This window comes from Pseudarthrobacter sp. MDT1-56 (genome assembly GCF_059383555.1).
The window spans coordinates 570,183-595,944 of sequence record NZ_JBWZCK010000001.1 but is presented as its reverse complement, the minus strand read 5'-3'; the positions used below and the strand labels follow the sequence as shown (position 1 = coordinate 595,944).

Annotated in this window: 22 protein-coding genes and 1 tRNA gene; 6 read left to right on the top strand and 17 right to left on the bottom strand. The window is 67.5% G+C overall.

Annotated features, from left to right (window positions below):
- The first annotated feature begins 154 nt into the window (after nucleotides 1–154).
- From AC50YC_RS02885 to AC50YC_RS02875, 3 genes are all read left to right on the top strand, one after another.
- On the top strand, nucleotides 155–652 hold the full coding sequence (locus AC50YC_RS02885) for an Lrp/AsnC family transcriptional regulator (RefSeq protein WP_354169491.1): 498 nt from the start codon (nucleotides 155–157) through the stop codon (nucleotides 650–652).
- A gap of 76 nt (nucleotides 653–728) precedes the next feature.
- Entirely contained in the window at nucleotides 729–1,724 is a 996-nt protein-coding gene (gene corA, locus AC50YC_RS02880) for a magnesium/cobalt transporter CorA (RefSeq protein ID WP_494952097.1), read from the top strand.
- Between the two features lie 40 nt (nucleotides 1,725–1,764).
- Complete coding sequence (locus AC50YC_RS02875) at nucleotides 1,765–3,447, top strand: ABC1 kinase family protein (protein ID WP_494952096.1); 1,683 nt, start codon at nucleotides 1,765–1,767, stop codon at nucleotides 3,445–3,447.
- Nucleotides 3,448–3,469: 22 nt separating this feature from the next.
- On the opposite strand, the gene AC50YC_RS02870 is transcribed toward AC50YC_RS02875, so the two are convergent.
- From AC50YC_RS02870 to galU, 11 genes are all read right to left on the bottom strand, one after another.
- Complete coding sequence (locus AC50YC_RS02870; protein ID WP_494952095.1) at nucleotides 3,470–3,784, bottom strand: hypothetical protein; 315 nt, start codon at nucleotides 3,782–3,784, stop codon at nucleotides 3,470–3,472.
- Between the two features lie 67 nt (nucleotides 3,785–3,851).
- On the bottom strand, nucleotides 3,852–5,444 hold the full coding sequence (locus AC50YC_RS02865; RefSeq protein ID WP_494952094.1) for an ABC-F family ATP-binding cassette domain-containing protein: 1,593 nt from the start codon (nucleotides 5,442–5,444) through the stop codon (nucleotides 3,852–3,854).
- Nucleotides 5,445–5,500: 56 nt separating this feature from the next.
- The gene (locus tag AC50YC_RS02860; protein WP_494952093.1) at nucleotides 5,501–6,604 is read right to left on the bottom strand and encodes a methyltransferase; all 1,104 of its coding nucleotides are present in this window, start codon (nucleotides 6,602–6,604) and stop codon (nucleotides 5,501–5,503) included.
- Between the two features lie 319 nt (nucleotides 6,605–6,923).
- Nucleotides 6,924–7,391: a GatB/YqeY domain-containing protein gene (locus AC50YC_RS02855; protein ID WP_494952092.1), complete on the bottom strand. Its 468-nt coding sequence runs from the start codon at nucleotides 7,389–7,391 to the stop codon at nucleotides 6,924–6,926.
- Between the two features lie 55 nt (nucleotides 7,392–7,446).
- The gene (locus tag AC50YC_RS02850) at nucleotides 7,447–9,159 is read right to left on the bottom strand and encodes an ABC1 kinase family protein (protein ID WP_494952091.1); all 1,713 of its coding nucleotides are present in this window, start codon (nucleotides 9,157–9,159) and stop codon (nucleotides 7,447–7,449) included.
- A gap of 5 nt (nucleotides 9,160–9,164) precedes the next feature.
- Nucleotides 9,165–9,707 (bottom strand): PadR family transcriptional regulator, encoded by a 543-nt coding sequence (locus tag AC50YC_RS02845; protein ID WP_494952174.1) that lies wholly within the window; start codon nucleotides 9,705–9,707, stop codon nucleotides 9,165–9,167.
- Between the two features lie 296 nt (nucleotides 9,708–10,003).
- Nucleotides 10,004–10,076, bottom strand: a tRNA-Ala gene (locus AC50YC_RS02840).
- Between the two features lie 46 nt (nucleotides 10,077–10,122).
- Nucleotides 10,123–10,923: an SDR family oxidoreductase gene (locus AC50YC_RS02835; protein ID WP_494952090.1), complete on the bottom strand. Its 801-nt coding sequence runs from the start codon at nucleotides 10,921–10,923 to the stop codon at nucleotides 10,123–10,125.
- 121 nt (nucleotides 10,924–11,044) lie between these two features.
- A complete protein-coding gene (locus AC50YC_RS02830; protein WP_494952089.1) occupies nucleotides 11,045–12,031 on the bottom strand; it encodes a hypothetical protein in 987 nt (328 codons plus the stop codon).
- 116 nt (nucleotides 12,032–12,147) lie between these two features.
- On the bottom strand, nucleotides 12,148–12,768 hold the full coding sequence (locus AC50YC_RS02825) for a GNAT family N-acetyltransferase (protein WP_494952088.1): 621 nt from the start codon (nucleotides 12,766–12,768) through the stop codon (nucleotides 12,148–12,150).
- 5 nt (nucleotides 12,769–12,773) lie between these two features.
- On the bottom strand, nucleotides 12,774–13,691 hold the full coding sequence (gene galU, locus AC50YC_RS02820; protein ID WP_494952087.1) for a UTP--glucose-1-phosphate uridylyltransferase GalU: 918 nt from the start codon (nucleotides 13,689–13,691) through the stop codon (nucleotides 12,774–12,776).
- A gap of 98 nt (nucleotides 13,692–13,789) precedes the next feature.
- On the opposite strand from galU, the gene AC50YC_RS02815 reads away from it, so the two are divergent.
- The 3 genes from AC50YC_RS02815 (at nucleotide 13,790) to cpaB (ending at nucleotide 15,779) form a co-directional block, all read left to right on the top strand.
- On the top strand, nucleotides 13,790–14,428 hold the full coding sequence (locus AC50YC_RS02815; RefSeq protein ID WP_494952086.1) for a 5-formyltetrahydrofolate cyclo-ligase: 639 nt from the start codon (nucleotides 13,790–13,792) through the stop codon (nucleotides 14,426–14,428).
- A 147-nt stretch (nucleotides 14,429–14,575) separates the two neighbouring features.
- On the top strand, nucleotides 14,576–14,839 hold the full coding sequence (locus AC50YC_RS02810; RefSeq protein WP_494952085.1) for an FmdB family zinc ribbon protein: 264 nt from the start codon (nucleotides 14,576–14,578) through the stop codon (nucleotides 14,837–14,839).
- Nucleotides 14,840–14,948: 109 nt separating this feature from the next.
- On the top strand, nucleotides 14,949–15,779 hold the full coding sequence (gene cpaB / locus AC50YC_RS02805; protein ID WP_494952084.1) for a Flp pilus assembly protein CpaB: 831 nt from the start codon (nucleotides 14,949–14,951) through the stop codon (nucleotides 15,777–15,779).
- A 60-nt stretch (nucleotides 15,780–15,839) separates the two neighbouring features.
- Here cpaB and AC50YC_RS02800 read toward each other — a convergent pair whose 3' ends face one another.
- The 6 genes from AC50YC_RS02800 to AC50YC_RS02775 form a co-directional block, all read right to left on the bottom strand.
- Nucleotides 15,840–19,952, bottom strand: coding sequence for an AAA family ATPase (locus AC50YC_RS02800; RefSeq protein ID WP_494952083.1), 4,113 nt, complete (start codon nucleotides 19,950–19,952; stop codon nucleotides 15,840–15,842).
- A gap of 272 nt (nucleotides 19,953–20,224) precedes the next feature.
- Nucleotides 20,225–21,814 (bottom strand): glutamine-hydrolyzing GMP synthase, encoded by a 1,590-nt coding sequence (guaA, locus tag AC50YC_RS02795; protein ID WP_494952082.1) that lies wholly within the window; start codon nucleotides 21,812–21,814, stop codon nucleotides 20,225–20,227.
- A gap of 128 nt (nucleotides 21,815–21,942) precedes the next feature.
- Entirely contained in the window at nucleotides 21,943–22,455 is a 513-nt protein-coding gene (locus AC50YC_RS02790) for a DUF3817 domain-containing protein (protein WP_494952081.1), read from the bottom strand.
- Complete coding sequence (locus AC50YC_RS02785; protein WP_494952080.1) at nucleotides 22,452–23,315, bottom strand: SURF1 family protein; 864 nt, start codon at nucleotides 23,313–23,315, stop codon at nucleotides 22,452–22,454. Before AC50YC_RS02785 ends, AC50YC_RS02790 begins: the two co-directional genes overlap by 4 nt.
- Before the next feature lie 65 nt (nucleotides 23,316–23,380).
- A complete protein-coding gene (locus AC50YC_RS02780; RefSeq protein WP_494952079.1) occupies nucleotides 23,381–23,869 on the bottom strand; it encodes a PTS sugar transporter subunit IIA in 489 nt (162 codons plus the stop codon).
- 70 nt (nucleotides 23,870–23,939) lie between these two features.
- Complete coding sequence (locus tag AC50YC_RS02775; RefSeq protein ID WP_494952078.1) at nucleotides 23,940–25,691, bottom strand: glycerol-3-phosphate dehydrogenase/oxidase; 1,752 nt, start codon at nucleotides 25,689–25,691, stop codon at nucleotides 23,940–23,942.
- Between the last annotated feature and the right edge of the window lie 71 nt (nucleotides 25,692–25,762).

Below are 25,762 nucleotides of genomic sequence, written 5' to 3'. Positions count from 1 at the left end.
GCGGGCCGCGTGTTCCCTGTGGTGGGGGAATCGCCAGCCCGTACTGATTCGATACCTCCAGACTGAGGCACTACTGCCCGCACCAGCGAAATTCCATGCCAAAATTGATCAAAACAGTCAATCAGCCACCGTCAGAGTGAACCGGAGTGACGATTTGAACAGCCTGGACCCCACCGACCTGAAAATCCTGCTGGAACTGATCCGGGACCCGCGGATCCAGATCGGCGATCTCAGCGAAAAATTGGGCATAGCCCGCAACACCGCGCAGTCCCGCGTCCGGCGCATGCAGCGTTCGGGTTTGCTGCACGACGGCGGCCGGGAAATCGATCTTGAAGCGGTGGGCTACGACGTCGTCGCCTTCGTCACGATCGAGGTCAACCACCGGGAACTCGACGGCGTGGTGGGAGCCCTGCGCCTGATCGCGCAGGTCCTGGAAGTCCACGAAATTTCCGGACGCGGCGACGTATGGTGCCGGGTGGTGGCCACGGACACCCACAACCTGCAGGCCGCCCTGCGCTCCATTCTGCGGATCAAGGGCGTCATCCGGACCGAGACCGTCCTTGCCCTGCACACCCACATCCAATACCGCACCGAACCGCTGATCAGCCGGCTGGCCCAGGGCAGCTCGCTCGCCCCCGCCCGGGCCAAGTGATCCTTCGGCCCGGGCTGTTCCGGCGGGGCATCCGGACCTGCGCGGCCAGGGCCGCATCAGGCGGGATAATAAGCCCGTGACTATCATCGATAACGCCGTCTACGTAGACGGCGTGCGCAGCGCCGAGCCGCAAAGCCTCGAGCAGACCTTTGAGACCCTGAGCCGGCACGGCGGGATGGCGTGGATCGGGCTGTACCGTCCCACGGAAGACGAAATGGCCGCAGTCGCGGCGGAGTTCGGGCTGCACAGCCTCGCCGTGGAAGACGCGATTTCGGCGCACCAGCGCCCCAAACTCGAACGCTACGACGACATCCTCTTCACGGTGTTGCGGCCCGCGCGGTACCTCGACGAGTCGGAAACCGTGGAATTCGGTGAGCTGCATGTCTTCACCGGCAAGAACTTCGTCGTCACCGTCCGGCACGCCGAGACCGGCGGGGTGGCGCAGGTGCGGCGAAAACTGGAGCGGCGCCCCGACCTCCTGTGCCACGGCCCGGAGGCTGTGCTCTACGCCCTGATGGACCAGGTGGTGGACGACTACGTCCCGGTCGTGTCAGGACTGGAGAACGACATCGACGAGATCGAGGACCAGCTGTTCAGCGGCGACTCCACAGTCTCCCGGCGGATCTACGAGCTGGCCCGCGAAGTCATCCAGTTCCAGCGCGCCATCCATCCGCTCCCCGCCATGATGCAGCTGCTCCGGCGCGGGTTCGAGAAGTACGAGGTGAAATCCGAGCTCCAGCACAACCTCCGCGACGTCGAGGACCACGTGGAGCGGTTGATCTCGCGCGCTGATTCCTTTCGCGACCTCCTCCAGAACGCCCTCACCCTCGACGGCACGCTGACGGCCAACCGTCAGAACGAGGCCAGCGCCGAACAGAACGAACAGGTCAAGAAAATCTCGTCCTGGGCGGCGATCTTCTTCGCCCCGTCAATTGTCGCGGGCGTGTACGGCATGAACTTTGACCGGATGCCGGAGCTGCAGTGGAGCTTCGGCTACCCGATGGCCATCGGGCTGATGGGCGCCACCGCGGCACTGATGTACGGCATCTTCAAGCGGAAGGGCTGGCTCTAGCGAGAGGATTCAGCGCCGGACCCGCGTGTAGTCTGGCGTCATGAGCGCACGGCGGGACCGGTTGCGGGACATCGTGGAGACCCTGACGAGGCACGGGTTGGGCTTCGCGCTGGGAACCCTTGGGCTGGACAGGGTCCGGCCCGCGGACGGGACGGCCCCGCACCGGCGCCCGCCCCGGGGCGTGAGCCTGCCGGTGCGCGTCCGGCTCGCACTGGAAGACCTCGGCGCCGTCTACATCAAGTTCGGCCAGATCGTGTCAACGCGCACCGATGTGCTTCCTCCGGAGTACGCCGCCGAGCTAGCGAAGCTTCAGGACGCGTCCCCGCCCATAACTGCCGCCGAGGTCCGTGCCGTTATCACCGAGGAGCTTGGCACCGCAGCGGACGGGCTGCTCGCTTCGCTGGATGACACGCCCCTCGCCACCGGTTCCATCGGGCAGGTCCACTGCGGCCGGATCGCCCCGGAGGACGCCGGATCAAGTGGCCCCGCCGGGGCGGCCCCCGGCGGCCGGCGCATCGACCTCGTGGTCAAAGTCCGCCGGCCCGGCGTCGTGGCCCAGATCAATGAGGATCTGGAGATCATGGCCGAGCTGGCCAAACGGGCGGAGCGGGCCTCCACCCGGGCCGCCGGCGTCCATCTGGCGGCCCTCGTGGATGAGTTCTCCCAGACCCTGCGCGCCGAACTGGACTACCTGCAGGAAGCCCGGAACGTGGAGCACTTCGCCGGCGACGCCCGCGTCTACATCCCCCGGGTCTTCTGGGACACCACCACGTCCCGGGTGCTCACGCTGGAGCGGATCCAGGGCATCAAAGTCAACGACACGGCCGCGCTGCGGGAGGCGGGGATCGACGCCGCGAAGCTGGCCCGGCGGGCCTGCGATGTCCTGTTGAAGATGGTGTTCGAGGACGGCTTCTTCCACGCCGACCCGCATCCGGGAAACTTCTTTGTGGAGGCTGACGGGCGCCTGGGCATCATTGACTTCGGTATGGTCGGCCAGATCAGCGACTCCACGCGCGATCAGCTGGTCCGGATGCTGGTGGCCATCGTGGACCGGGACGCCGCGCGGCTGACCACGGCCCTGGTCCGCATGTGCGGGGCTCAGGCGGGCGGCGGCTTCGGCGGACTGCAGACGGACCTGGGGCGGCTCGTGGACCGGTATGCCGGACGGCCGCTCGCTGAGATTCCGATCGTCCCGGTGCTGACGGAACTGGCGGCCCTGCTGCGCGGGTCCCGGCTGCGGCTGCCGCGGGAAACAGCCCTCCTGCTGAAAATGCTGGTGATGGCGGACGGTCTGGGCAAACAGCTGGATCCCGGATTTGAGCTGACCACCCAGCTGGGACCCTTTTCACAGCAAATGATCCTTGGCTCGTTGTCCCCCGAGGCTCTGGCGGACCGGCTGAAGAAGCTCGGCCGGGAAGCCCTGCGCTTCGGGACGGATGCGCCGGAGATCATGCGCCGGGTGGTGGATGTCCTGGAGCGCGGTGGCATCGACATTCACTTCCGGGCCGAGGAGCTGGACCGGCTGATGGACAAAGCGGAGAAGACCGGGAACCGGATCGTCGCCGGACTGATCACTGCCGCCCTGATCAACGCTGTCGGGGAGCTGGTGGCTGCCCAGCCGGATCGCTGGCGGAACTGGCCGAAGACCCTCTTCACCGCGGGGATCGGCGGCGTCGGCGCCCTCGGGGCCTACCTGGCCCTGACCTCCAGACACCGGAAGTAGCGCGGGCCCCTGCGCGGGGCTGTCAGCGGCGCCGTCGTGCCTGCGCGACCAGCCGGCTGAACGCCAGGACAAACACCGCCTCGATCAGCACCATCAGCCCGAGCAGCAGCCAGTGGCTTTCGCCGATGAAGACGATAGCGCCGATCACCACCAGGGTGGTTCCCAGGGTCAGGGCATAGATGGCGAAGCCGATGGCCACTTTCGCGCTGCGGACCCCCGTGCGGAAGCCGAAGCCCACGGGTTCGCCCCCGGGGTGGCCCGCCACCCGGTCAGGTCCCGCCGGTTTGAGCCGGTCGAACTCATCCCACGGGTCGCGGTCCTGGTCCTGTTCGGTCATGCTTCCATTATCCCGCGGACACGGCGGTTCAGGGGTCCGGAAAGCGTGCGGTCACATTCCTCGCGCTCTAGGCGGCGCGGACGTCGATTTCGCCGGGCGCCGCGCCGTCAGCGCCGAACACCAGGTGGCGGTTGGCGATTTTTTCGCTGAAGAAGCGGTCGTGGCTGACCACGACGACGGCGCCGGGAAAGTGCACCAGCGCGCGTTCCATGACCTGGGTGCTGGACATGTCCAGGTGGTTGGTCGGCTCATCCAGCAGCAGCACCGAGGCGCCGGACAGGAGGCATTGCGCCATGGCGACGCGCGCCTTCTGCCCGCCGGAGAGGTTCCCGATTTTCTGCTTGAGGTCCGCCTCGGAGAACTGGAACATCGCCAGGAACCGGTTGACGGACTTCTTCGTGGCGCTGAACGCCAGGCTGTCCGGCAGCGCGTTGACAGCGTGCGACACGGTGTCGGCGTCGTCGAGGTCCTCGAGCATCTGGTTATAGGAGACAAAGCCCGGCCCCTTGGCCCAGGCCACCTCGCCGGAGTCGGCGCGCTCCTCGCCGGTCAGCACCTTCAGGAGCGTGGACTTGCCGCTGCCGTTGGAGCCGAGGACCACGATCCGGTTGCCCCGGCGGATTTCGAAGCTCAGGCCGTCGAACAGCAGCTTCTCGCCGTAGGACTTGCCCAGTCCCTCCACCCGGCAGAGGACGTCCTTGACGTGCAGGCCGCCGTAAATCTCGGTGACGATCTGGTCGACCGGCCGGGGTGTGCGGGCCTTCTTGATTTTGGCCAGCTGGTTCCCCAGCCCGCTGCCGGCGGCCTTGGCCGCCTCGCGGCGGTCGGCGATCCCTTCGGCTTCGAAGGCCAGAAGCTCGGATTCGTGCACGAACTGCTGCTCCAGGGTCTTGAGGCGGAACTGTTTCTGCACGACGTACTCGCCGAAGTTGCCCGGGTATTCGTGGAGGTGGAAGTTTTCCACCTCGATGATACGGGTGACGACGGCGTCGAGGAATTTCCGGTCGTGCGAGACGATGATCGCGGCACCCTTGAAGTCCCGGAACCAGCTTTCGAGCCATTCGACGCCGGCCACGTCAAGGAAGTTGGTGGGCTCGTCGAGGAGCAGCACGTCAGGGCCTTCGAGCAGGATCTTGGCCAGGGCCGCACGGTTGCGCCAGCCGCCGGACAACTCGTCGATCGCGCAGTTGCGGTGGGCCTCGTCGAAGCCCAGCGTCGTGAGGACAGTGTCGATGCGCCGCGGGTAGTCCCAGCCGTCGAGCCGTTCCATGTCCTCGAACAGCTCGGCCTGGCGGCTGATGAGGCGGTCGAGTTCGGTGTCCGCGGGGCCAGTTGCGATGGAGGCGTCGATGGCGCCCAGCTCGGCCTCGATCGCCTTGATCTCGGTAAACAGTGCATCGAGCACGTCAGTGATCGTGGCGTCCCCGTTGAGTTCCGAGAACTGGGAGAAGTAGCCCACCTTGGTGCCCAGTTCCAGGGTGACCGTGCCGGTATCCGGTGACACCTGGTCAAGGACCAGTTTGAGGATGGTCGTCTTGCCGGAGCCGTTCTTGCCGATCAAGCCCACCCGGTCGCCGGTCTCGAGGCGGAAGAACGCTTCCCGGAGAATCTGGGTGTTGTCGAAGCGCACGCTGACGTCTTGCAGCCGGATCAGGCTCATGGGTATTTCACTTTCGGTTTGGGTCTGAACGGCAGGGCACGCGGCGGATCGTGGCACTAACGGGTTGCGAGCCGCCAGAGCGAGGTGACCTCGGCCGCGCGGGCCGCGAATAAAGGGTCATTGCGGTCGGATGCCTTGGGGTGGGTTGGCTTGGTGTCGGACCGTTCCAGCACCTTCAGCCCGGCCGCCTCGATGGCGCCCAGCAGGTCGCCACGGGACCGCAGACCCAGATGCTCGGCCAGGTCCGAGAGGACGAGCCACCCCTCACCGCCCGGCTCCAGATGGTCGGAGAGCTCGTTCAGGAAACGGAACAGCATCCGGCTGCCGGGATCGTACACGGCATTGTCCAGGGAGGAATGCGGCGTGGCCGGAATCCACGGCGGGTTGCAGACGATGAGCGGTGCACGGCCGGGCGGGAACATGTCGGTCAGGACAGCCTCCGCACGGTCCTGGACGCCTAGGTTCCGGAAGTTTTCGCCGGCGCAGGCAATCGCGCGGGGTTCGTTGTCCGTCGCCACCACACGGTGTACGCCCCGGCGGGCGAGCACGGCAGCGAGCACCCCGGTGCCGGTCCCGACGTCGAACGCCAGCCTGTCGGAGGGCAGCGGGGCGGCGGCCACCAGATCAACGTACTCGCTGCGGGTCGGAAAAAACGTGCCGTAGTGCGGATGGATGAGGCCCTGCAGGGCCTCGACGAAGACGCCGTTTTTTCGCCACTCATGCGCGCCGATGGCCCCGACAAGCTCATGGAGCGACACCACCGAAGACTCGCTGATGTCCCCGTATGCCTCCTCGGCGGCGGCCCGGATGTCCGGGGCGCGCCGCAGCGGTACCACCGGTCCCGGATCAAGCGGGATCAGCAGCAGGCCGAGAATGCGTGCGCGGTGGGAGCGGGACTGGCGGTGCCGGTAGAACTCATCGGCCGGGGTGTCAGCGGCCTTTTTCTTCCCGGCGCCCACCCGCCGGTCCAGGGCGTTGAGGATCTGCCGCGCATTGTGGAAGTCGCCGTGCCAGAGCATCGCGATGCCCTGGGACGCCATCCTGTTCGCCTCGTCCGCGGTGAGGGAGTCGGTAACCACTTCAACGCGGGCCGGTGCTGGGCGTCCGTTCGCCGACCGCCAGCGGGCGGTCCTGCTGTGGCCGCCTTCTTCCCACGTCACGACGGCAGGCTCATTCAGCGAGGCTGCCTGCGGGGACGTGCGGGCGGTCGTCGGGGTTGCCAGGGGGCGGTCGGGTACGACGGTTGCGATATGAGTTCCAATCCCAGAGTCCGAGGGGCGGATCGGAGACTGACGTTTGCGGCGGGATTCCGCGACGCCCGGCGATACGGTCCAGGGCCGCGGACATCAGTCCGGCCAGGAACCGCGCCCGGTAATGGCGGATTCTGCCATGTGGCGCACCCTCTCAGGATACAGGCGCACGCCGGCGGCCGGCCGCCATCCGGGCCGGGCTGCGGATTTCGGGGCCCGGCCCGCCCTGTCACTGGACGATGCGGCTGCGCACGATCTCGCTGACGGCCTTGCCGTCGAAGCGTCCGGCGACCCTGGCGGTCACCGGCTTCATTACCGCGCCGAGCTGCCGCATCGTCAGTTCGGCGCCATTGGCGGTGAGGCCACCGATCACCTCGTCGACGATCGTCTCCACCTCGGCTGCGGTCAGGGCCTTTGGCAGGTAGGCCTCGATGATCTCGGCTTCGGCGATTTCCGCCGCCGCCCGCCCGGACTCCCCCGCCTCGGTGTAGATGCGGGCGGTGTCGCGGCGCTTGGCCGCTTCCTTTTGCAGCAGCGACGTCACCTGGGCGTCGTCCAGCACGATCGGGGTCTTGCCGGACTTCTCGCGGGTTTCGATTTCGCCCAGGACGTTGCGCACCGTGGTGAGCGCGACCTTGTTGCGGTCCTTCATGTGGCCGACGACGTCGGCGTGCAGGCGTTCTTTCAGGGTGGTCATGATTCTCCTCGTCTCACTGGACAGGATATCGGGCTGGGCGGAGTCACCGGCTCACTTAGAGGCCGCTGCGCCCCACCCACAGCCCATGCAGCAGCGGAACCACCGACATGATCATCAGCACACTGCCGAGCACTGTGTCGTCCGCTCGGACCACAGAACCTGCGATGAGCAGGGCGCCGAATACCAGTGCCGATGCCGAGCGTTGCGCCGTGCGGTCAAGCCGCGCCACCTGCCGTTCGAGGCGGGGATTGGCAACCGACAGGGAACCGTCCTCGAGTCGGGTGAGAAGCCCCTCCAGGCGTTTCGGCAGACCCAGGGCCAGCCCGGCAGCATCAAATGCCTGCTGGGCCACGTCCTGCACGATGCTGCCACGCTCGTCGCGCAGCAGCTGCGCCGCGTAGGGTTCGACCGAGTCCCACAGATTGAACCGGGCGTCCAGCGTGCTGCACACACCCGACGTCAGTGACATCGCCCGGATGATGAGCAGGAAGTTCTCCGGCAACTGGAACGGCAGCGAGCGAACCACGTCACCGAACTCCACCGCAAAATCAAGGAACTCCCGCGGGTCCACCTCGCGAAGCTCGGCGAAGCCCATCCCCCCAAAGCGGGCGAAGAGGTGCGTCAGCGCCCGCTCAAGCTCGACCGTATCGGCCGAGGGCACCAGCACACCCACGTCGCTGATCGCGGTCATCAGCCCCTTACCGTCACGCGAAGCGGCCGCGATGAGCAGCTTCCGCAGGCCGCTGCGCGTACTCGCCGGAACCTCGCCCATCATGCCGAAGTCGATGAACGTCAGCTTCCACGGACGATCCGTGGACGAGCCGGAACCCGGAGTGACAAAGATATTGCCCGGATGCGGATCAGCGTGGAAGAAGCCGTTCGTGAACATCTGGTCGAACATTACCGACGCGAAAACCGGGGCAACCTGGGCCGGATCGATGCCCGCTGCGAGAAGCGCCTCCGCGTCCGTGATCTTGATCGCCGTGACATCTTCGAGGGTAAGCACGCGGCGGGTGCTCCGCTCCCAGACGACGTCGGGCACACTCACCCGGTCATCGTCGGCGAAATCAACGGCGAACCGCACCGAATTGGCCGCCTCATTCGCGTAGTCGATCTCCTCAAGACTGGTCTGCGCAAACTCCTCGACCAGGGCGGGCATGTCGGCGCGATCGGACACCAGGCGCACGTGGCTGAGCCAGCCGCCCACTTTGCGCAGTGCCGCCAGGTCGACGTCGACAATGGCGTCGATGCCCGGCCGCTGTACCTTCAGCACCACATTGTCGAGCCCGGTGTCGGCGGCGTCGCGCGGAAGAAGCCTCGCCCGGTGCGCCTGCCCGAGGGACGCTGCTGCGATCGGCGTCTCCTCAACCGACGCGAACAGCTGCTCCAGCGGCGCTCCCAGCTCAGCTTCGGCGAGGGTGCGGATCGCGGTGAACGAAACCGGGGGCACCTCGTCCTGCAGTCCCTCAAGTTCCTTGGTGATTTCGGGCGGAAGCACGTCGAGCCTGGAGGACAGGAACTGACCGACTTTGATCATGAGACCGCCAAGGTCCACCGCGAGCACATGAAAGCGCTGCGCGAAGCGAAGCATCCTTGATGTCCTGGTGCGCTCGGCAATCCTGGCCAGCCCGATGCGCGGGAGGAACAGCTCGAACCACCAGGTCACCGCGAGATGCCAGGCGGCGAAGCGCAGGATGCGACGGTAACGGGCACGGGTGTCCCCGGCGCCGGGTACCGGATCTGCCCGGTCCCGACGAACCGACGTCACTCCCGTCAGTCCCGGGCGAGGATCGAGTACAGCCGCCGACGTGCGTCGTCGAGCACCGTCACGGCCTCCTGCACCTGCTCCCGCGTGCCGGTGCGACCCACCTGGGACGCTGCCTGCGCGAGCTCGACGCCTGCCTTGGGCAACGCCGCGAACCCGGGGCCCGACGCCGGCCCCGTCGACTCCCACGGAGCTGTCGTATCGGCCCCCGCTACATCCTCCCGGCCGGCTTCAGTGAGCGAGTAGATCTTGCGCCCGTTGGATTCCTCGGCACTGATGAATCCCTCATCAGCCAGCAGCTGCAGCGTCGGGTAGACAGAGCCGGCGCTGGGCTTCCAGCTGCCACCGCTGCGCTCCTCGATTTCACGGATGATCTGGTAGCCGTGCATCGGCCGCTCTGCGAGCAGTGCCAGCACTGCCGACCGCACCTCGCCCCGACCCGCGCGGGTGCCCGAGCGCTTCTCAAACCTTGAACGCAGCTCCTCGACAGCCTGCCACATGCCGTCCACGTTGTTGCCGCGGAATCCGCCTGCCGGGTATGAATTACGCATCATGGTCTCCTCTGTGAACCGCGAACGATATACAACGATAGTCAACGATACATCCCGACACTCACGAGGACCAGCAGTGCGGGAAGCCGGTGGCACATCGGTGGCACACGCGAGTCGCGGCAACGCCGTCGACCGCGAAACGGATAGGACTTGATCCTCCGGGACGACTGATCACGAGATTGCCCCGGCGTTAGCCTGTGCAGGCAATCCGGGTCCAAACCGATGGTCACGGTGAGCTAGGCGTCTGCCCGATGTGCCTGCCAGGCACTCAAGGGTTCAAAAACCCTCAAAAGTTGTGGAGCTAAGGAGATTCGAACTCCTGACCTCTTCGATGCGAACGAAGCGCTCTACCAACTGAGCTATAGCCCCGAAGCAACGCCGGTCCCGAAGGAACGGCGCTGCCGGTGTCCCTAGGCTACAAACTATCCGCGTTCTTTGCCAGCCAGCCGCTGAAAGTCTCACCGGCGTGGCGTTCCTCCGGCACCAGGTTCAGCCCCGCGCGCAGGTATTTGCCCATCGCGCCGGGCAGCGGGAACCGCACAAGTCGTCCGCGGGAGCCGGTAGACGCCTTCCATTGCCGGGCGAACTCCCCCATCTCCTGAATCTCGGGGCCGCCGATGGTCCTGACGCTGTGCCGTCGGCCCGTTGCTGACTTGAGGGCCTCCTCCAGCAGGGCCGCCGCCACATCGCCGGACGCAATCGGCTGGAAGCCGGCACTCTTGACCACGGGGATGATCCGCAGCCGGGATCCCGCCGCGAAGACTGCCGCGAGGAGGGAGTGGAACTGAGTCGCCCGGAGCGCAACGGTCTCCGGTCCGGACCGCTCGTAGATCTGCTCCTTGGCTGCCTTCGAGGCGTAGTAGCCGAAGCTGCTGCGGTCGCAATTGACGACGGAGAGAACCACGGCCCTGTTTACGCCGGCGTCCTGGGCGGCGGCAAGCAGCCGGGCGCCGCCGTCGGCGAAGTCTTTCAGCGCCCTCCCGGAGCGCCCCTCCAGGCAGTCGATCACGACGTCGGCCCCGGCCAGCGCCGCTGCCAGCCCCTCGCCGGAGGTGACGTCGGCGGCGAAGTACTCCGCCCCCTCCGTCCGGAGCGGGGCCCCCGGAGGAGGCGGATTCCGGCTGAGGACGGCAACCCCGTGCCCGGCCGCGACGGCCTGCCGCACGACTTCGCGGCCCACCTGGCCGGTTCCCCCGGCAACGCAAATTCGTGTCATGCCTTGAGGCTATAGCCCCGTGCCTGATTCCCGGCCGTTTGGACCGCGGGTATTTGATCAGCCGGGCACAAAATAGCCCCGGGCGGCCATTGCTGGCTGCCCGGGGCTGGTAAGAAGAGGCTCAGGCGCGGCGTCGCTGCAGGACATCGTCCAGGTTGCTCAGGGCACTCTGGGCCTTGCCCAGCGGCTTCTGCTCGGCGTCAGCACCGAGGCTGCCGGCCGGCGTCTGCGGAAGGCCCTGCTTCAGCGACGGTTTTCCAACTGCCTTCGGGGCTTCCGGCAGGTCGAGCGGCTCCGGGGCGGCCCGCTCGGCTTTCGGTGCCTCCACATAGGTGGGTTTGGGGACCTCCACCGGCTCCCAGCTGGATCCTTCGGCCGCCGGGGCATCCGAGGCGCCACGGACAGATGTGTCGCCCGAGGCCAGAGCTTCCGCCAGCGCCGCCTGGCGGAGTTCCTGGGCGGTCAGGGGCTTCGGGGCCGGTTTCCGTTCTGCGGTGTCGGCCTGGGCGTCAAAGAGCGGGCTCTCCGGCCGTTCGCGGGGCTCGTCCGACGTCTCCCGCAGCGGTGCGCGTTCCGGGGTGCGCACGGCCTCGTGGGCGGGCGCGCTCATGGCCGCGCGAAACGCGGCGTTCACCTTTCGGCGTCGGTCCCTGACCGCGAGCCAGCGGAGCATAACGACCGCGGCCACGGCGCCGAACAACGCCAGGAAAGGCAGCCAGGGTGAGCCAAGGCCGAAGATTCGCAGGGCAGCCGAGACGACGCCGGTGAGCAGCGAGAGCAGGCCGCCCAGGGCGAGGGCCAGCCGGCCATAGCGGATTCTGAACGCCGGGCCGGTGGCTGAAGTCTTGGGGCCGCCGTCGAGCCGGGTGGTTCCCGGGACGGACTCGGTGCGCTGGGTGCTGGTCATGGGTTTCTCCTGCTGGGCCGTCATCATCATGACGTTCCCGGCTTGGGGGGCTGCTGTTTCGGGATCGATCATGTCTGCCGCTAGCTCGCCCGCAGGCTGCAGCCGGTGGCGTCCGTTCCGGAGCATGTAGGGGGCAACCCACACAATCCAGAGCGCAACAGCAATGACAAGGATCACAGAGCTGCTAAGAGGGAAGTCCACATCAAAACCGTATGAGTAATGCGGGGTGCGGGACCGCATTGTCCCCGGTGTGTCGCGGGGGAACTGTCAAATGACTGGATTGATGACGTAAGGGCTGGTCAGAAAGGGTCTGCCGACTACAACGGACGGCTCTGCTGCCAGCGCGGCAGGAGCCCCTCCGGCACTTCCTCGGACGTCAGTGCGAAGCTCCGATGATCAGCCCATTCACCGTTGATGTGCAGGAACCGCGGCCGGTAGCCCTCGTCGCGGAAGCCGAGCTTCTCGACCACCCGGAGGCTGGGCCCGTTCTCGGGTCGGATGTTGATTTCCATCCGATGCAGCCCCAGGTTCTGGAAGCAGTAGTCCGTCACCAACGCCACGGCGGTCGGGGCAAAGCCGTGCCCGGCCCGGTCCTTGTCCACCCAGTAGCCGAGTGTGGCCATCATCGCCGAGCCCCACACGATGGAGGAGACCGTCAGTTGTCCCACAATGACAGGATCCCGGAAACCCGGGGTCCGCTCTGTGATCAGAAACGGCAGGGCCGTGGCCTGGGCGGCCTGCGCCTTGAGGGACCGCACCATGTGGCGGTAGTCGGGAAGGCCACCCCCGGGGACGGGGTTGGATGCTTCCCAGGGGGCCAGCCACTCGCTGTTGCGGGAACGGACCTCGGACCATTCCTTGCGGTCCCGGTACCGGATCGGGCGCAACACGAGGTCGCCGCTTTCGAGCGTCACCGGCCAGTGGAAGCTGCCCCCCACGGAAGCTACTTGGTCAGGCTGGAGGCCAGGCTCGAGGCGAAGCCCGGCAGCCAGTCCCGCAGGCCGGGACCCAGGTCGTCACTGTCGCAGGCCAGCTGGACGCAGGCCTTGAGGTAGCTGAGCTTGTCGCCGGTGTCGTAGCGGCGGCCGCGGAAGACCACGCCGTACACGCCGTAGCCTTCGCCGTCGCCGGAGGCGAGCTCCTGGAGCGCGTCGGTGAGCTGGATTTCGCCGCCGCGGCCGGGGGCGGTGCGTTCCAGCACCTCGAAGACTGCCGGATGGAGGACGTAGCGTCCAATGATGGCGAGGTTGGACGGGGCGTCCTTGATGTCAGGTTTCTCGACCAGGTGCTTGATCTGGACGTACTCTTCGCCACTGATCGGCTGGACGTCGGCGCACCCGTAGGCGCTGATCTCGGACGGCTCAACTTCGATCAGTGCCACCACCGATCCGCCGGTCTTCGCCTGAACCTCGATCATGGTGCTGAGAAGTTCGTCGCGGGCGTCAATCAGGTCATCGCCCAGCAGGACCGCGAACGGCTCGTAACCCACGTGCTGCTTTGCACGGAGCACGGCGTGGCCCAGGCCCATCGGATCGCCCTGCCGGACGTAGTGGATGTCCCCAAGATTGCTGGCAGCCTGAATGGACTCGAGCTTGGCGGTGTCTCCCTTGGCCTCAAGGGTGGCTTCCAGCGCGGGGACGCGGTCGAAGTGATCCTCCAGCGCACGCTTGTTGCGGCCGGTGATCATCAGGATGTCGCTCAGGCCGACTTTGACAGCTTCCTCCACGACGTACTGGATGGCCGGCTTATCAACGACGGGCAGCATTTCCTTGGGCATGGCCTTGGTGGCCGGAAGGAACCTGGTGCCGAGGCCGGCTGCGGGGATGACGGCCTTGCGGACGGGAGAGTTGGGTGTAGTCACTGGTCTAATCTAACGGAGGGACCAATCATTGGGTAATCATTCGGGCCGCCGGGAGAAGCGCTATTTGCCGGGCTGCATCATGCGGAGGGAACACGGCCATGGCGTCGAAGGAAGAGATCCGGGCCAGCCACCGCGCCGGGCGTGCCGCGCTGACACCGGCCGGACTGGAGAGCGCCGGGACGGGCATTGCCCGGCACGGGCTTGCCTGGGCAAACGGTCTGACCGGCGGCAGACCGGGCACTTTCGCCGCCTATCTGGGCGTGGGTTTCGAGCCTCCGACCCTTCCCCTGCTGGCCGCGCTGCATGAGGCCGGGCACCAGGTGCTGCTTCCGGTCTGCGAGCCGGGCCGGGTGCTGAGCTGGGTGTTTTGGACACCGGCAGGAAAATTTGTCCGGAGCAGCTACGCGCCGATCCAGGAACCCGCGGGCGAGCGCCACGACAGCACCGTCATGCGGCACACCGACGGCATCTTCCTGCCCGCCACAGCGGTCGACTTCTCCGGCAACCGGATCGGCCAGGGCGGCGGCTACTACGACAAGTTCCTGGCGGCGCTGGCCGCTGTCCTCCCTTCCGGGACCCCGGCGTCCGACGGCGGGCTGTTGCCGCCCGTGCCGACCGCCGCCGTCGTGTACGACGGCGAGGTCCTGCCGGCCAGCAGCATCCCGGCAGAGCAATTCGACCGGAAGGTGGCCGCCGTCCTCACCCCGGCAGGCCTGCTCCGGCTGCAGCCCCACTAGCTCACAAATGGACGCTCGGCCGGGGTGATAGAATTAGCACTCAGGCCCTGCGACTGCTAAGGGACGGATTCCGGCGACGAACATGTCGGCCGCGATCCGCACCGGACAGCACGGGACCTGCTCGTTTGTCCCAGAGGAGGATTTCCAGTGCCCACGTATGCATACGCCTGCAAGGACTGCAGCCACGCCTTCGAGATCGTGCAGTCGTTCACCGACAGTTCCCTCACGTCCTGCCCCGAGTGCCAGGGGACCCTTCGCAAGAAGTTCAACAGCGTCGGCGTCGTCTTCAAGGGTTCCGGCTTCTACCGGACCGACTCCCGCGACGCCAAAGGCAGCACCGTCTCCCCGGCCCCGGCCCCGGCTCCTGCCCCGGCCGCAACTCCGGCGCCTGCCGCAGCTTCCGCAAGCTAGGAACCTCCTGAGGGCTGCGGCCCCGGTGCGGTTCGATGCCTGCCGGGCTTTGTCCACATAGCCCAGACACCGACTGCCCGGCTTTGGCGCCGCTGGGTAGTGTCGGGCTATGGCCACCGCCGCCCGACCCCTCCCGCCCGTAAGCGTTTTCCCCGAGGTTGTCCTTGGGACCTATTTCCGTGGCGCATGGCGACCTTTATCGGTCCTACGAAACGGCGGTTCCCCCGGGCGCCGCCAGGCCCGGCCTGCCGCCGGAAGCCCGCCGCGACGGTCAGGACCCGCTGGACAGCCTCCCCGCCGGCGGCTGGCCCGGTGGCTGGGCCGCAACCGGCGGCTGTGGGTAGCGCTGCTGCTGTGCGCGGCCGCCGGTCTCACAGTCCAACAGCTGACGCCTGCCCCGGCCTTTACGGTTTCCGCTTTCGCCGCCGCACGGGACCTCCCGGCCGGGGAAACGCTCGGCCCGGACGACCTGACAGCGCTGAGCGTCCCGCGCGGCCTGGTGCCCGCCGGCAGCTTTGACAGCACCGAGTCCCTGCAGGGCAAACAGCTGGCGGTGGCTCTCCGCAAGGGCCAATTGCTATCCGACTCCCAGCTCCTTGGTCCCGGCCTGCTGGCGGGAAGCCCGCCGGGATCTGCCGCCGTGCCGCTCCGGATGGCGGACCCGGCGTCGATCCAGCTGGTCTCCCCCGGGCAGCTCGTCAACGTCGTGATGACAACCGGCAGCGGCTTTGACCAGCCGGCAGCGTCCCAGGTGCTGGCCGCCGCGGTGCCGGTGCTGTGGACCTCGGAGCACGGCAGCGGGGCCGGCGAATGGCTGGCCACCGGGGAGACCGACGGTCTCCTGGTCGTTGCTGCCGACGTCGATCAGGCCGGTCGCCTCGCCGGCGCATCCACGCAGGGAAAGCTGTTCTTTGTCCTCGTGGCGGCGGCTCCCGGTTAGCGGGTCCTCCCGGCCGGAGCTCGGCCGAAAGCCCAATCCCCCCGGGCCGGGCCGGGGAGCCTAGCCCCAGTGCGGAGGTTTCTGTTCCTCGAGCCAGGCGTCGTGGTCGTAGCCGCCCTGCTCGTCGCCCCAGCGCCTGGGATCGTCTTCAGCGGCCTTGTTCGGCAGCACACCGGCGGGGGCCGCCGCCGCCGACTCGGATTGTGTCGCCTCGTCCTGGTTGCCGTCCCGGCCTTCGCCGCCGTTTTGGACGTCGCCACCGTTCCGGACATCGCCGTGGTTCTGGGTATCGCCGTCCACAGTCATGCCGCCGGCCTCCTTACTGCCCTGATCTGTTCTGTACTCCTGCCCGCTGTCCGGCCGTCCGGACGAGGCCCGCCGCTCCGAGGCTTGCGCTTCGTTGACGGCCAGATTCTCGACGTCGTCGTCGAAGGATCCCGGCGAGGTCTGTTTCCGGTGCGTCACGGCCGGCTTTTCCAGGCCCAGGTATCCGCCGATGCGGTCGGCGCAGGCCGAAGGATCGGTGAACACCTCTATGGTCCATAGTGGCATGTAACGCCAGCCTAGCCGCTCCAGGAGTTGCGGGCGGAGCCTGCTGCGTTCGCGGACGGTCAGCCGGCGGTACTGCTCGGTGCCGTCGGACTCAATCGCCACCGGCCGGGGAATCTCCGCGTCGTCCTGTCCGAGGGTGCTCAGCGGGTCGGCCGCGGCCACCATGTTCAGGGCGCCATCGTACTGGTGCCAGACCCTGGCACCCCGGGCCCGCAGGCGGTCGCCGAGGTCAGCCACGAGGGGGTCTGCTCCCAGGGCTTGTTCGCTGGCGGCCGCCCGCGATGCCGGACTGCCCAGATCGGAGTTGCCCGCAATTTCACGGTCCAGCAACTCGTAGAAGTCGACCGCACCGTGGCTCAGCCGGGTCACGTCGAGATCCTCGGGACGGAAGCAGCTCAGCACATGCAGGGACCGCCGCGCCCTTGTCATGGCGAGGGCGAACTTGGCCCGTCCGCCGTCCAGCGACAGCGGGCCCAGGCTGTGGAGAGCCCGCCCGTGCGGGGTCCGTCCGTACCCCGGCGAGAAGATCACATGATCGCGGACCAGGCCCTGGGCGCGTTCCAGGTCAACCACCCGGAAGGATTCGTCGCCGGCGGTGAAGAAACTGGCCAGCAGCGGGTAATTGGGCAGCTGCAACCGGATGGACTCGCCGATCCGGGCGGCGTGCCGGAGGCTCCCGGTGACGACGGCCAGCGAGGTCCGCGGCCGCAGCCGGGCGTGTTCGAAGACGAGCTCCACCGCACGGTTGACCTCGGCCACAACGGATTCGACACCGTCCTGGTCCGCGCTGGGCAGTCCCGTGCCGTCCGGCAGGTATTCCACCGTCAAGGCGCGGTCCAGCCCGGTGGCGGACTGGCCTTCAGGCAACCGCCGCAGTCCGCCGTCGTAGAAGCCCCTGCTGAGCTGCCGCACGAGGTCTTCATCAACGGCCCGGTAGACGGTGCGCAGGCTCCAGATGGGCAACACGGTCGCCAGAGCCTGGTAAGCGCTCTCCACACCCTGGTGGGAGCTCTCGCCGGCGGCGAGCCGCTCAACACTGACGGTGAAGGTCCGCGGGCTGGCAATCCGGTCGTCACCGAAGGCGATGACCTGTTTGGATCGGGCGATGGCCGGCAGGACAGCCTGCAGCGACGTCGCCTCGGCGTCGAGGATGACAACAGCGTCGAACCTCTGCTCCACGGGCAGGACCGCCGTCAGGAGATAGGGACTCACCGACCACACCGGCACCAGCACGGGCAGCAGCTCGGGGGCCTGTCCCGTCAGGGCCGGAAGGGTGACGCGGCCGTCCTTGAGCAGGCTGCGCAGCAGCTCCGCCTGGCGCGGCTGCTCCGCAATGGCCGCCCGCCACCGTTCGGCCAGCTGCCAGCGCAGCCGGGCCGCACCGCTGGCGATGTGGGCGTTGTCCGCGAGGCGGTACTCGGCTTCGAGCTGGCGCAGGGCGTCACCGTCGGACATGGCAAGGTAGTCGTCCCCGCTGATCATGGCTTCCAGCGCCGACTGCCACCAGGCGAGCTCAAGCTCCGTGGCGACCGATTCTGCCGGCACCTCACGTTCGGCCAGGTCGGCGAGCAGTTCGCCGAGACCGTGTTCGCGCATGTTCTCGATCAGGAGCGTCCGCTCCGGCAGAGTCTCGAGCGTGCCGGTGTCGGCAACCAACCGTTCCAGTCGCTCCATGAGTTCTTCATAGGACGTGGCGTGCAGTTCGCCGCCTGCGGGGGTGTGCCGGACGGCCTGCCCCAGCTCGGCCAGCTCCGACTCCAGCTCGCGGTACAGGGCGATGATCTCCCCGAGGCCGGATGGGACTGCGGGATGGCGCTGAGTGGTGGCGTAGCCGGACCACGCGGCCCGCTGCTCCTGGACCAGGACCAGGGAGCTGTGCAGGTCCGCGATGTGGACGCCCGGGCGGACGTATTCCTTCGCCACCCGGCGCAGGCGGGAACGCTGCATGGACGGCATCTCGATGTTCCGTTCGCGCCGCCAGGAGGAGGCGGCGGTGGCGGAGATGAGGTCGTGGACCGGGCGGTCGAAAATATCCGGGGTGAATTTGTCGAGGCTCTCTCGGACCGCGACGAGAAGCTCCACCTGATCGCCCCACTCGGCAAAGGTGCGGCCAAGGCGGATCTCGGCATGATCGGCGACGCCGTTCATCAGTTCGCGCAGTTCCGGCAGCTTGTCGGCCACCGAGCGGGCCACCTGCTGGGCTTCCTGGGTTTCCTTGCGGGTCAGGAGGCGGGCGCCGTGCCACGGGCTTGCCGTCGAGGACCGGCTGAAGCTGCCCAGTTCGGCGGCGCGGTGGAGCCGACCGGCGAGTTCCTCGCGGTCGCGGATGTTGTCCAGGACGCTGCGCTTGAGCCGGACGGTGGTGGCCGGGGCCGGCTGGAGCGAGGTCAGCTCGGCCAGCGACTGCATGGCCTCGTAGGGCGAGCAGCCCCAGCGCTGGCGGACGTTGTGCAGCGAGGCGACGTGGTCCCGAAGGGCGTGACGGTGCTCGATCAGGGTGGTGTGCAGGTTGCTGAGCTGGGGCTCGAGGGATTTTTCGTTGCGCATGATGGCCCGGACCAGCTGGCCCTTGAGCTGCAGCGGGGTGGTGTTGCCAGCGAGCTGGAACAGGGTGGAGTCCAGCCCCAAAGTGTCCAGTTCTGCGGAGATCTCGTCCAGGCTGGCGCGCCGGTCCCCCACCACCAGGACGGTCTTGCCCTGATCGACGAGGGCGCCGATGGTGTTGATGGCTGTCTGGGTCTGGCCGGTGCCCGGCGGGCTGCTGACCACGAGCGATTCCCCGGCCCGGACGGCGTCGATGACGTACTGCTGGTCGTTGTCGGCGTCGAGCAGCAGCAGTTCCTCGGCGGGATCCCGCTCATCGGTGCTCGGGAAGCGCCCGGCCTTGAGCTCGGGAACCTCCACCGTCCCGCCGGCCGCGGCGCGCCCCAGCGCCGCCACGAGGAAATGGTTCTCGTTGATCCAGGGATCGGCGAGGCTCCCGGACAGGTCCGCGAAAGTGGAGACCAGGAGGTTGTGCTCGACCTCAGCGCCGTGGATGGGCTGGATGAGCGTGCCCAGGCGGTCGAGGACCGGCTGGGGATCAAAGCGGGCGGTGCTGTACGCCATGCGGGTGACGGCGTTGACGTCGAAGACAATCCCGTGAATGGTCTTCAGGTGACGGATCAGGGCCGGGTTGATTTTGGCCTGTTCGGTCAGCTGCAGTTCGTAGTCGTCCTCGCCCGGGCGCACGGTGAGGGAGATGGAGGCCAGCATGACCGGGGCAGAGACGCGCTGCGGTTTTCCACCAACGGCGGATGTCCAGACCACCGTGCCCGCCGAGAAGTAGCCCGCGTCGATGCCGCGGTCATTGGCGAGTTCGAAAATCTTGGACCGCAGATTGCGCGAGGCCCTCGCCGCGACGACGTACTGCTGGTGGTCCCGGATCAGGGTGGAGAGCCGGGTGCGCCGGCCGGCCATCAGCTGCGCCAGTCCGGACGGGTGTGCGTGGGTCAGGTCAATGGACCCCTCAGGCGTCTTGGTGAAGCGCAGCATGGTGTCTGCTCCGGTGACGGGCTTGAGCCCAGACAGCCATTTCCTGAGCTCTTCGGAGCCCTCGGGGTGGCCTTGACCAACTGACACTGCTGCCTTCTTTTCTGTGCTCGCGTTTACTGTGCTCACGTTTTCCGTGCTCGCGCGGGACGTCCTGAACAATACCGGCATGCATTCGAGGGTAGCCCGAATCCGGCGCCAGTGAGGCTCCGCAACACTGGCGGGAGACAAATTCGACCGAATTCACCGGATCGCCCGCCCCGCCAAATCCGGCCGGCGGACTCCCGGCCGGACCGACCCGGACAGACGGGAAATGGCCGGTCTCCCCAGGAGACCGGCCATTCGATCAGCCCGTTACCGGGCTATTCCCACTCAATGGTTCCCGGCGGCTTGCTGGTCACGTCGAGTACGACGCGGTTCACGCCGTCCACTTCGTTGGTGATGCGGTTGGAGATCCTGGCCAGCAGATCGTAGGGCAGCCGCGACCAGTCCGCCGTCATGGCGTCCTCGGAGGAGACGGGGCGCAACACGATCGGGTGTCCGTAGGTGCGGCCGTCGCCCTGGACGCCGACGCTGCGGACATCGGCCAGCAGGACGACCGGCATCTGCCAGACTTCGTTGTCGAGTCCGGCGGCGGTCAGTTCGGCCCGCGCGATGGCGTCTGCCTTGCGCAGCAGGTCCAGCCGCTCCTTGGTGACTTCACCGACGATGCGGATGCCGAGGCCCGGCCCCGGGAACGGCTGGCGGCCCACGATTTCCTGCGGCAGGCCCAGCTGGGCACCGACGGCGCGGACCTCGTCCTTGAACAGGGCGCGCAGCGGTTCAACGAGTTCGAACTGCAGGTCTTCCGGCAGTCCGCCCACGTTGTGGTGGCTCTTGATGTTCGCTGCACCTTCGCCGCCGCCGGATTCGACGACGTCGGGGTACAGGGTGCCCTGCACCAGGAACTTGATCTTCTCGCCGTGCGCGGCTGCCTCGGCGATGATTGCCAGCTCGGCTTCCTCGAAGGCGCGGATGAATTCGCGGCCGATGATCTTGCGCTTGGTCTCCGGGTCGCTGACCCCGGCCAGGGCCGATTGGAAGCGCTCCTGCTCGTTGGCCACGTAGAGCTTGACGCCGGTGGCGGCCACGAAGTCGCGTTCGACCTGTTCGGCTTCGCCTTCGCGCAGCAGTCCGTGGTCCACGAAGACACAGGTCAGCTGGTCGCCGACGGCTCGCTGGACCAGGGCGGCGGCGACGGCGGAGTCAACGCCGCCGGACAGGCCGCAAATGACCCGGGCGTCGCCGATCTGCTTGCGGATGCGGTCTACCTGCTCCTCGAGGATGTTGCCGGTGGTCCAGTTCGGTTCCAGCTTCGCGCCCTTGAAGAGGAAGTTCTCGAGGACCTGCTGGCCGTACGCCGAGTGCTTCACCTCGGGGTGCCACTGCACGCCGTAGAGGCTCTTCTCCTCGTTGGCGAAGGCGGCCACGTCGGCTCCGGCCGTCGTCGCCAGGACCTCAAAGCCGTCGGGGGCCTCGTGGACGGAGTCGCCGTGGCTCATCCAGGTGCTCTGGTGCTGGGGCATGCCCGCCAGGATGGAGCGGCCCTCGCCGATAGTGGTGGTTTCGGTGGCGCCGTACTCGCGGAGCCCGGTCTGGGCGACCTTGCCGCCAAGGGCGTTCGCCATGGCCTGGAAGCCGTAGCAGATGCCGAAGACCGGCACGCCGGCTTCGAACAGGTCCGCCCCGACGCTCGGGGCGCCTTCGGCGTAGACGCTCGCGGGGCCGCCCGAGAGGATGATGGCGGCGGGGTTCTTGGCCAGGAGCTGCTCGGTGCTGAAGGTATGCGGAACCACTTCCGAATACACATTCGCTTCCCGGACGCGGCGGGCGATCAGCTGCGCGTACTGGGCACCGTAATCAACAACCAGCACGGGCTTGTGGGACGTCTGGGATGCAGTGGGAGTAGTCACCGTACTAGCCTACTTTGCGGCGCCGTCCGCCCGCACATTGAGAAGCCGGTCCGGGCCCGGGAAAGGCCACCGGGTAAGCGAACTCACACGCCCGGTGCGGTGGCGCCCGGAGCTGGGCCGGGGCGTGCTCAGTAGCGCTGCGGAGCCTGCGGGTTTGCGGCCAGTTCGGCCTCCACCTCGGCGTGGAACTTCTTCTCCACGAAGAAGGACAGGAACGGCACCACACCGCCGAGCGCCAGGATGATCATCTTCGCGAACGGCCAGCGCATCAGCGACCACAGGCGGAAGTTGGACATGAGGTACACGACGTACATCCAGCCGTGCACAATCAGGACCGCGACGGAGAGGTTCACGCCGCCGATGACACCGGGCGGCTCGGCATCAGCGAAGCCGAGGCCAAAAGGCTCACCGGTGACGGCGTTGGTTCCGCCCGCGAAGAGGTACTGACCGAAGGCGTACCGGGCGATCAGTTCGGCGCAGAGCAGGAGCAGCATGGCGCCGGTCATGTACGCGAGCACCTTGTAGAACTTCAATGCCGAGCGGATCTGGGCCTCGGTTCCGCCGAAGCGGCGTTTCTTGCCGCGCCCGCTTCCGGGGGCGCTGGACTGCTGCGGCTGGACGGCCGGCTGGGGCTCGATCATGATTGCACTTTCGTTTCGGTGGGGTGCGGTTCGGTGGGGTCCGGTTCGGGGCGTTCCCGCGCCGCGGCGTCGTGTTCCTCGTCGAGGGCGTCCTCGAGTCCGCGGCGGTAGTCATCCTTCACCAGGCGCCACCAGATGAACAGCGCGAAGCCGGCGAACACGACCCACTCCGCGGCGTAGAACAGGTTCAGCCAGTTGACCTTTTCGGCGGGAGGCTGCGGCCCGACGTTCAGCGGCCTGACCTCCCCGCCGGACGCGGCGGCGCTGACGTCGCTGCCGCCGGCGGCCTCGGAGCTCGCGGCGACGAAGCCGGGGTAGCTGCTGACTTCCCAGATGTTGATGAGTTCCGCGACGGAGACGGCGCTGGCCCGGCCGGGGCCCGCGTCGGTCTCGGGCAGCGGGGCTTCGGAGGGCAGCAGCCGTCCGGTCAGTTCAATGGTGCCCGACGGCGGTGCGGGCGCGTCTGCGGGGTCGGCAACCCAGCCCCGGGCCACCGGGATCCAGGTCTGCGGCGAAGCGCCGGATCCGGTCAGGACGGGGGCTTCATTCACGGCCAGGGCCGAAACGATCCAGTAGCCCATGGCGCCGTCGTTCAGGCGGCCGGGGACGAGGACCTGCTTCTGCGGATCGTAGCTTCCGGTGGCCGTGACGATCTGGTCAGCGACCGAACCGGGAAAGAATTCCCCGGGCTGGAGCACCGTGGTGAGGGCTTTTGGTTCCTCGGTCGTGGTGGCGACCGTTACCTCGGGCTGGGTCGAGCGGCCGAACTGCCACTGGCTGAGCAGGACAAACACCCCTGATACGACGATCGCGAAGACCAAGCCTGCGATCCAGCGGGGTTTGAGGGCAGTTTTCAGCACACCTTAACCGTACTTCGTCCGTGTGTAGAACAACGAAACGGCTACAGAGTGGGCCTGCCCCCATCTCAGTGGTCGAAGAAGACCAGGCTGGAGTTGATGAGTTCGGCGATCACTTCGGGGTCGTAGGCGCGGCGGAGCGATTCGCGGAACGACTCCTTCGACAATGACCTGGCCAGCGTGGCCAGCACTTCGAGGTGCTCGGAGAAGGAGCTGGCCGGGGTCGCGATCAGGAGGACCACCGTCGCCGGACCGTCGGCGGCGCCGAAGTCGAGCGCTTTGCCGTATTTCGTGATGCCGACGGCGATGGTGGTCCGGGAGACGAACTCGCTGCGGGCGTGGGGCAGGCCGATGCCTCCGGGAAGGCCGGTGGCCAGCTGGTGTTCACGGGCGTTGACGTGCTTGAGGAAGCCCGGAAGATCCGAAATGCGCCCGGCGGCGTGCATCCGTTCCGCCAGCTGGGTCGTGGCGTCGAGCTTGTCGGTGGCGTCCATCTCGAGGATCACCATTTCGGGGGTGGTGAGCTCGGCGTCATACCGGTCCAATGGTTCCGCCAAGAGGTATCCCTTCGAAGTGGCGTCAGTGCGCCGGCAGCCTCGGGTCGAGGCTGCCGGCGGACGCTGCCGGTCAACGCAGCGGAACGATGTCCTCGACGCCCATCCGTGCTGCGTCAGCGGATTCGTCGTCCGGCTGCTCCTGGCTGAGCCGTTCGGCGTCGACCCTGGCCAGGTAATGCTTGATCTCGCCCTCGACCTGCGCATCGCTCCAGCCGAGGACTTCTCCCATCAGTTTAGCGACTACCGGTGCGGCGGACACACCGCGGTCCCAGGCCTCGATGGAAATCCGGGTCCGGCGGGTCAGCACGTCCTGCACATGCCGGGCGCCCTCATGCGTGGCGGCGTACACGGCCTCGGCGGCGAGGTAGTCGTCCGCGCCGGGCAGCGGTTCGCCCAGTTCCGGGTTCTCGGTGATGAGCGCCAGCACCTCCGGGGCCATCGAACCGTAGCGGTTGAGCAGGTGCTCGATCCGCGCGACGTGGACTCCGGTTTCTTCGGCCATCCGGTTCCGTTTGTTCCACGTGGCCTTGAACCCGCTGGCGCCGAGCAGCGGTATGGACTCCGTGCAGCTGGGCGGGACACGTTCGTCCATGCTGCGGGTCGCCTCGTCGACGGCGTCTTTGGCCATGACCCGGTAGGTGGTCCATTTGCCGCCGGCCACGACGACGAGCCCGGGCACCGGGTGGGCCACGACGTGCTCGCGGGAAAGTTTGGCGGTGGAGTCGTTTTCGCCGGCCAGCAGCGGGCGGAGACCGGCGTAGACCCCTTCGACGTCCTCGCGGGTGAGCGGGCGTTTCAGGACCCGGTTCACGTGCTCGAGGATGTAGTCGATGTCCTTGCTGGACGCGGCCGGGTGCGCTTTGTCGAGGTGCCAGTCGGTGTCGGTGGTGCCGATGATCCAGTGCCGGCCCCAGGGGATGACGAAGAGGACGGATTTCTCCGTCCGCAGGATCAGTCCCACGGTCGATTGGAAGCGGTCCCGTGGCACTACCAGGTGGATGCCCTTGGAGGCGCGGACCTTGAGTTGGCCGCGGTCGGTCACCATGGCCTGGGTCTCGTCCGTCCAGACGCCCGTGGCATTGATGACCTGCTTGGCTTTGATGTTGAACGAGGACCCGTCCTCGTGGTTGACCACCTTGGCACCGACCACGCGTTCGCCTTCGCGAAGGAAGGACACCACGGACATCTGGTTCACCGCGTGGGCGCCGTAGTAGGCAGCGGTGCGGACCAGGTTGGCGCAATACTTGGCGTCGTCGACCTGCCCGTCGTAGTACCGGATGGAACCGACGAACGCATCGTCCTTCAGGCTCGGCGCAGCCCGGAGGGTCCCCCGTCGGCTCAGGTGTTTGTGGAACGGCACGCCGCGGCGCTGGCCGGTGGAGATGGACATGGCGTCGTACAAGGCGATGCCGGCGCCCACGTAGGGCCGTTCCAGGAACGGCTTGGTCAGCGGGTACAGGAAGGGAACGGGCCGGGCGAGGTGCGGTGCGAGGGCCGAGAGAATCAGCCCGCGTTCGTGAAGCGCCTCCTTGACCAGGCCGAAGTCGAGCATCTCCAGGTAGCGGAGACCGCCGTGGATCAGCTTTGAGGAGCGGGAGGAGGTGCCCGCTGCCCAGTCGTTGGCCTCGACGATGCCGACGCTCAGGCCGCGTGTGATCGCGTCCAGGGCCGCGCCGGTGCCGACGATGCCGCCGCCGACGATGAGGATGTCGAGTTCCTTCCCCGGTTCGGTGGTGCCCCTGAGTACCGCGAGTGAAGCTTCACGTTCCGCAGGCCCAAGGGCACCGCCGGCCTTGGGAGAACCGCCGGGAAAACTGTTCATGTCACGCCTCCATCCGTCTCAAAGCTCGTAGTGCACCACACTACTTCCAACTTCCCCGGATGGGCAGGGGG

Excerpts from the sequence above, each read along its gene's own strand:
- AC50YC_RS02875 (WP_494952096.1), top strand. The coding sequence starts at position 1,765 with ATGAGCGCACGGCGGGACCGGTTGCGGGACATCGTGGAGACCCTGACG.
- cpaB (WP_494952084.1), top strand. The coding sequence starts at position 14,949 with ATGGCCACCGCCGCCCGACCCCTCCCGCCCGTAAGCGTTTTCCCCGAG.
- AC50YC_RS02775 (WP_494952078.1), bottom strand. The coding sequence starts at position 25,691 with ATGAACAGTTTTCCCGGCGGTTCTCCCAAGGCCGGCGGTGCCCTTGGG.
- AC50YC_RS02865 (WP_494952094.1), bottom strand. The coding sequence starts at position 5,444 with ATGAGCCTGATCCGGCTGCAAGACGTCAGCGTGCGCTTCGACAACACC.
- AC50YC_RS02790 (WP_494952081.1), bottom strand. The coding sequence starts at position 22,455 with ATGATCGAGCCCCAGCCGGCCGTCCAGCCGCAGCAGTCCAGCGCCCCC.
- AC50YC_RS02855 (WP_494952092.1), bottom strand. The coding sequence starts at position 7,391 with ATGACCACCCTGAAAGAACGCCTGCACGCCGACGTCGTCGGCCACATG.
- AC50YC_RS02845 (WP_494952174.1), bottom strand. The coding sequence starts at position 9,707 with ATGCGTAATTCATACCCGGCAGGCGGATTCCGCGGCAACAACGTGGAC.
- AC50YC_RS02870 (WP_494952095.1), bottom strand. The coding sequence starts at position 3,784 with ATGACCGAACAGGACCAGGACCGCGACCCGTGGGATGAGTTCGACCGG.
- AC50YC_RS02815 (WP_494952086.1), top strand. The coding sequence starts at position 13,790 with ATGGCGTCGAAGGAAGAGATCCGGGCCAGCCACCGCGCCGGGCGTGCC.
- AC50YC_RS02835 (WP_494952090.1), bottom strand. The coding sequence starts at position 10,923 with ATGACACGAATTTGCGTTGCCGGGGGAACCGGCCAGGTGGGCCGCGAA.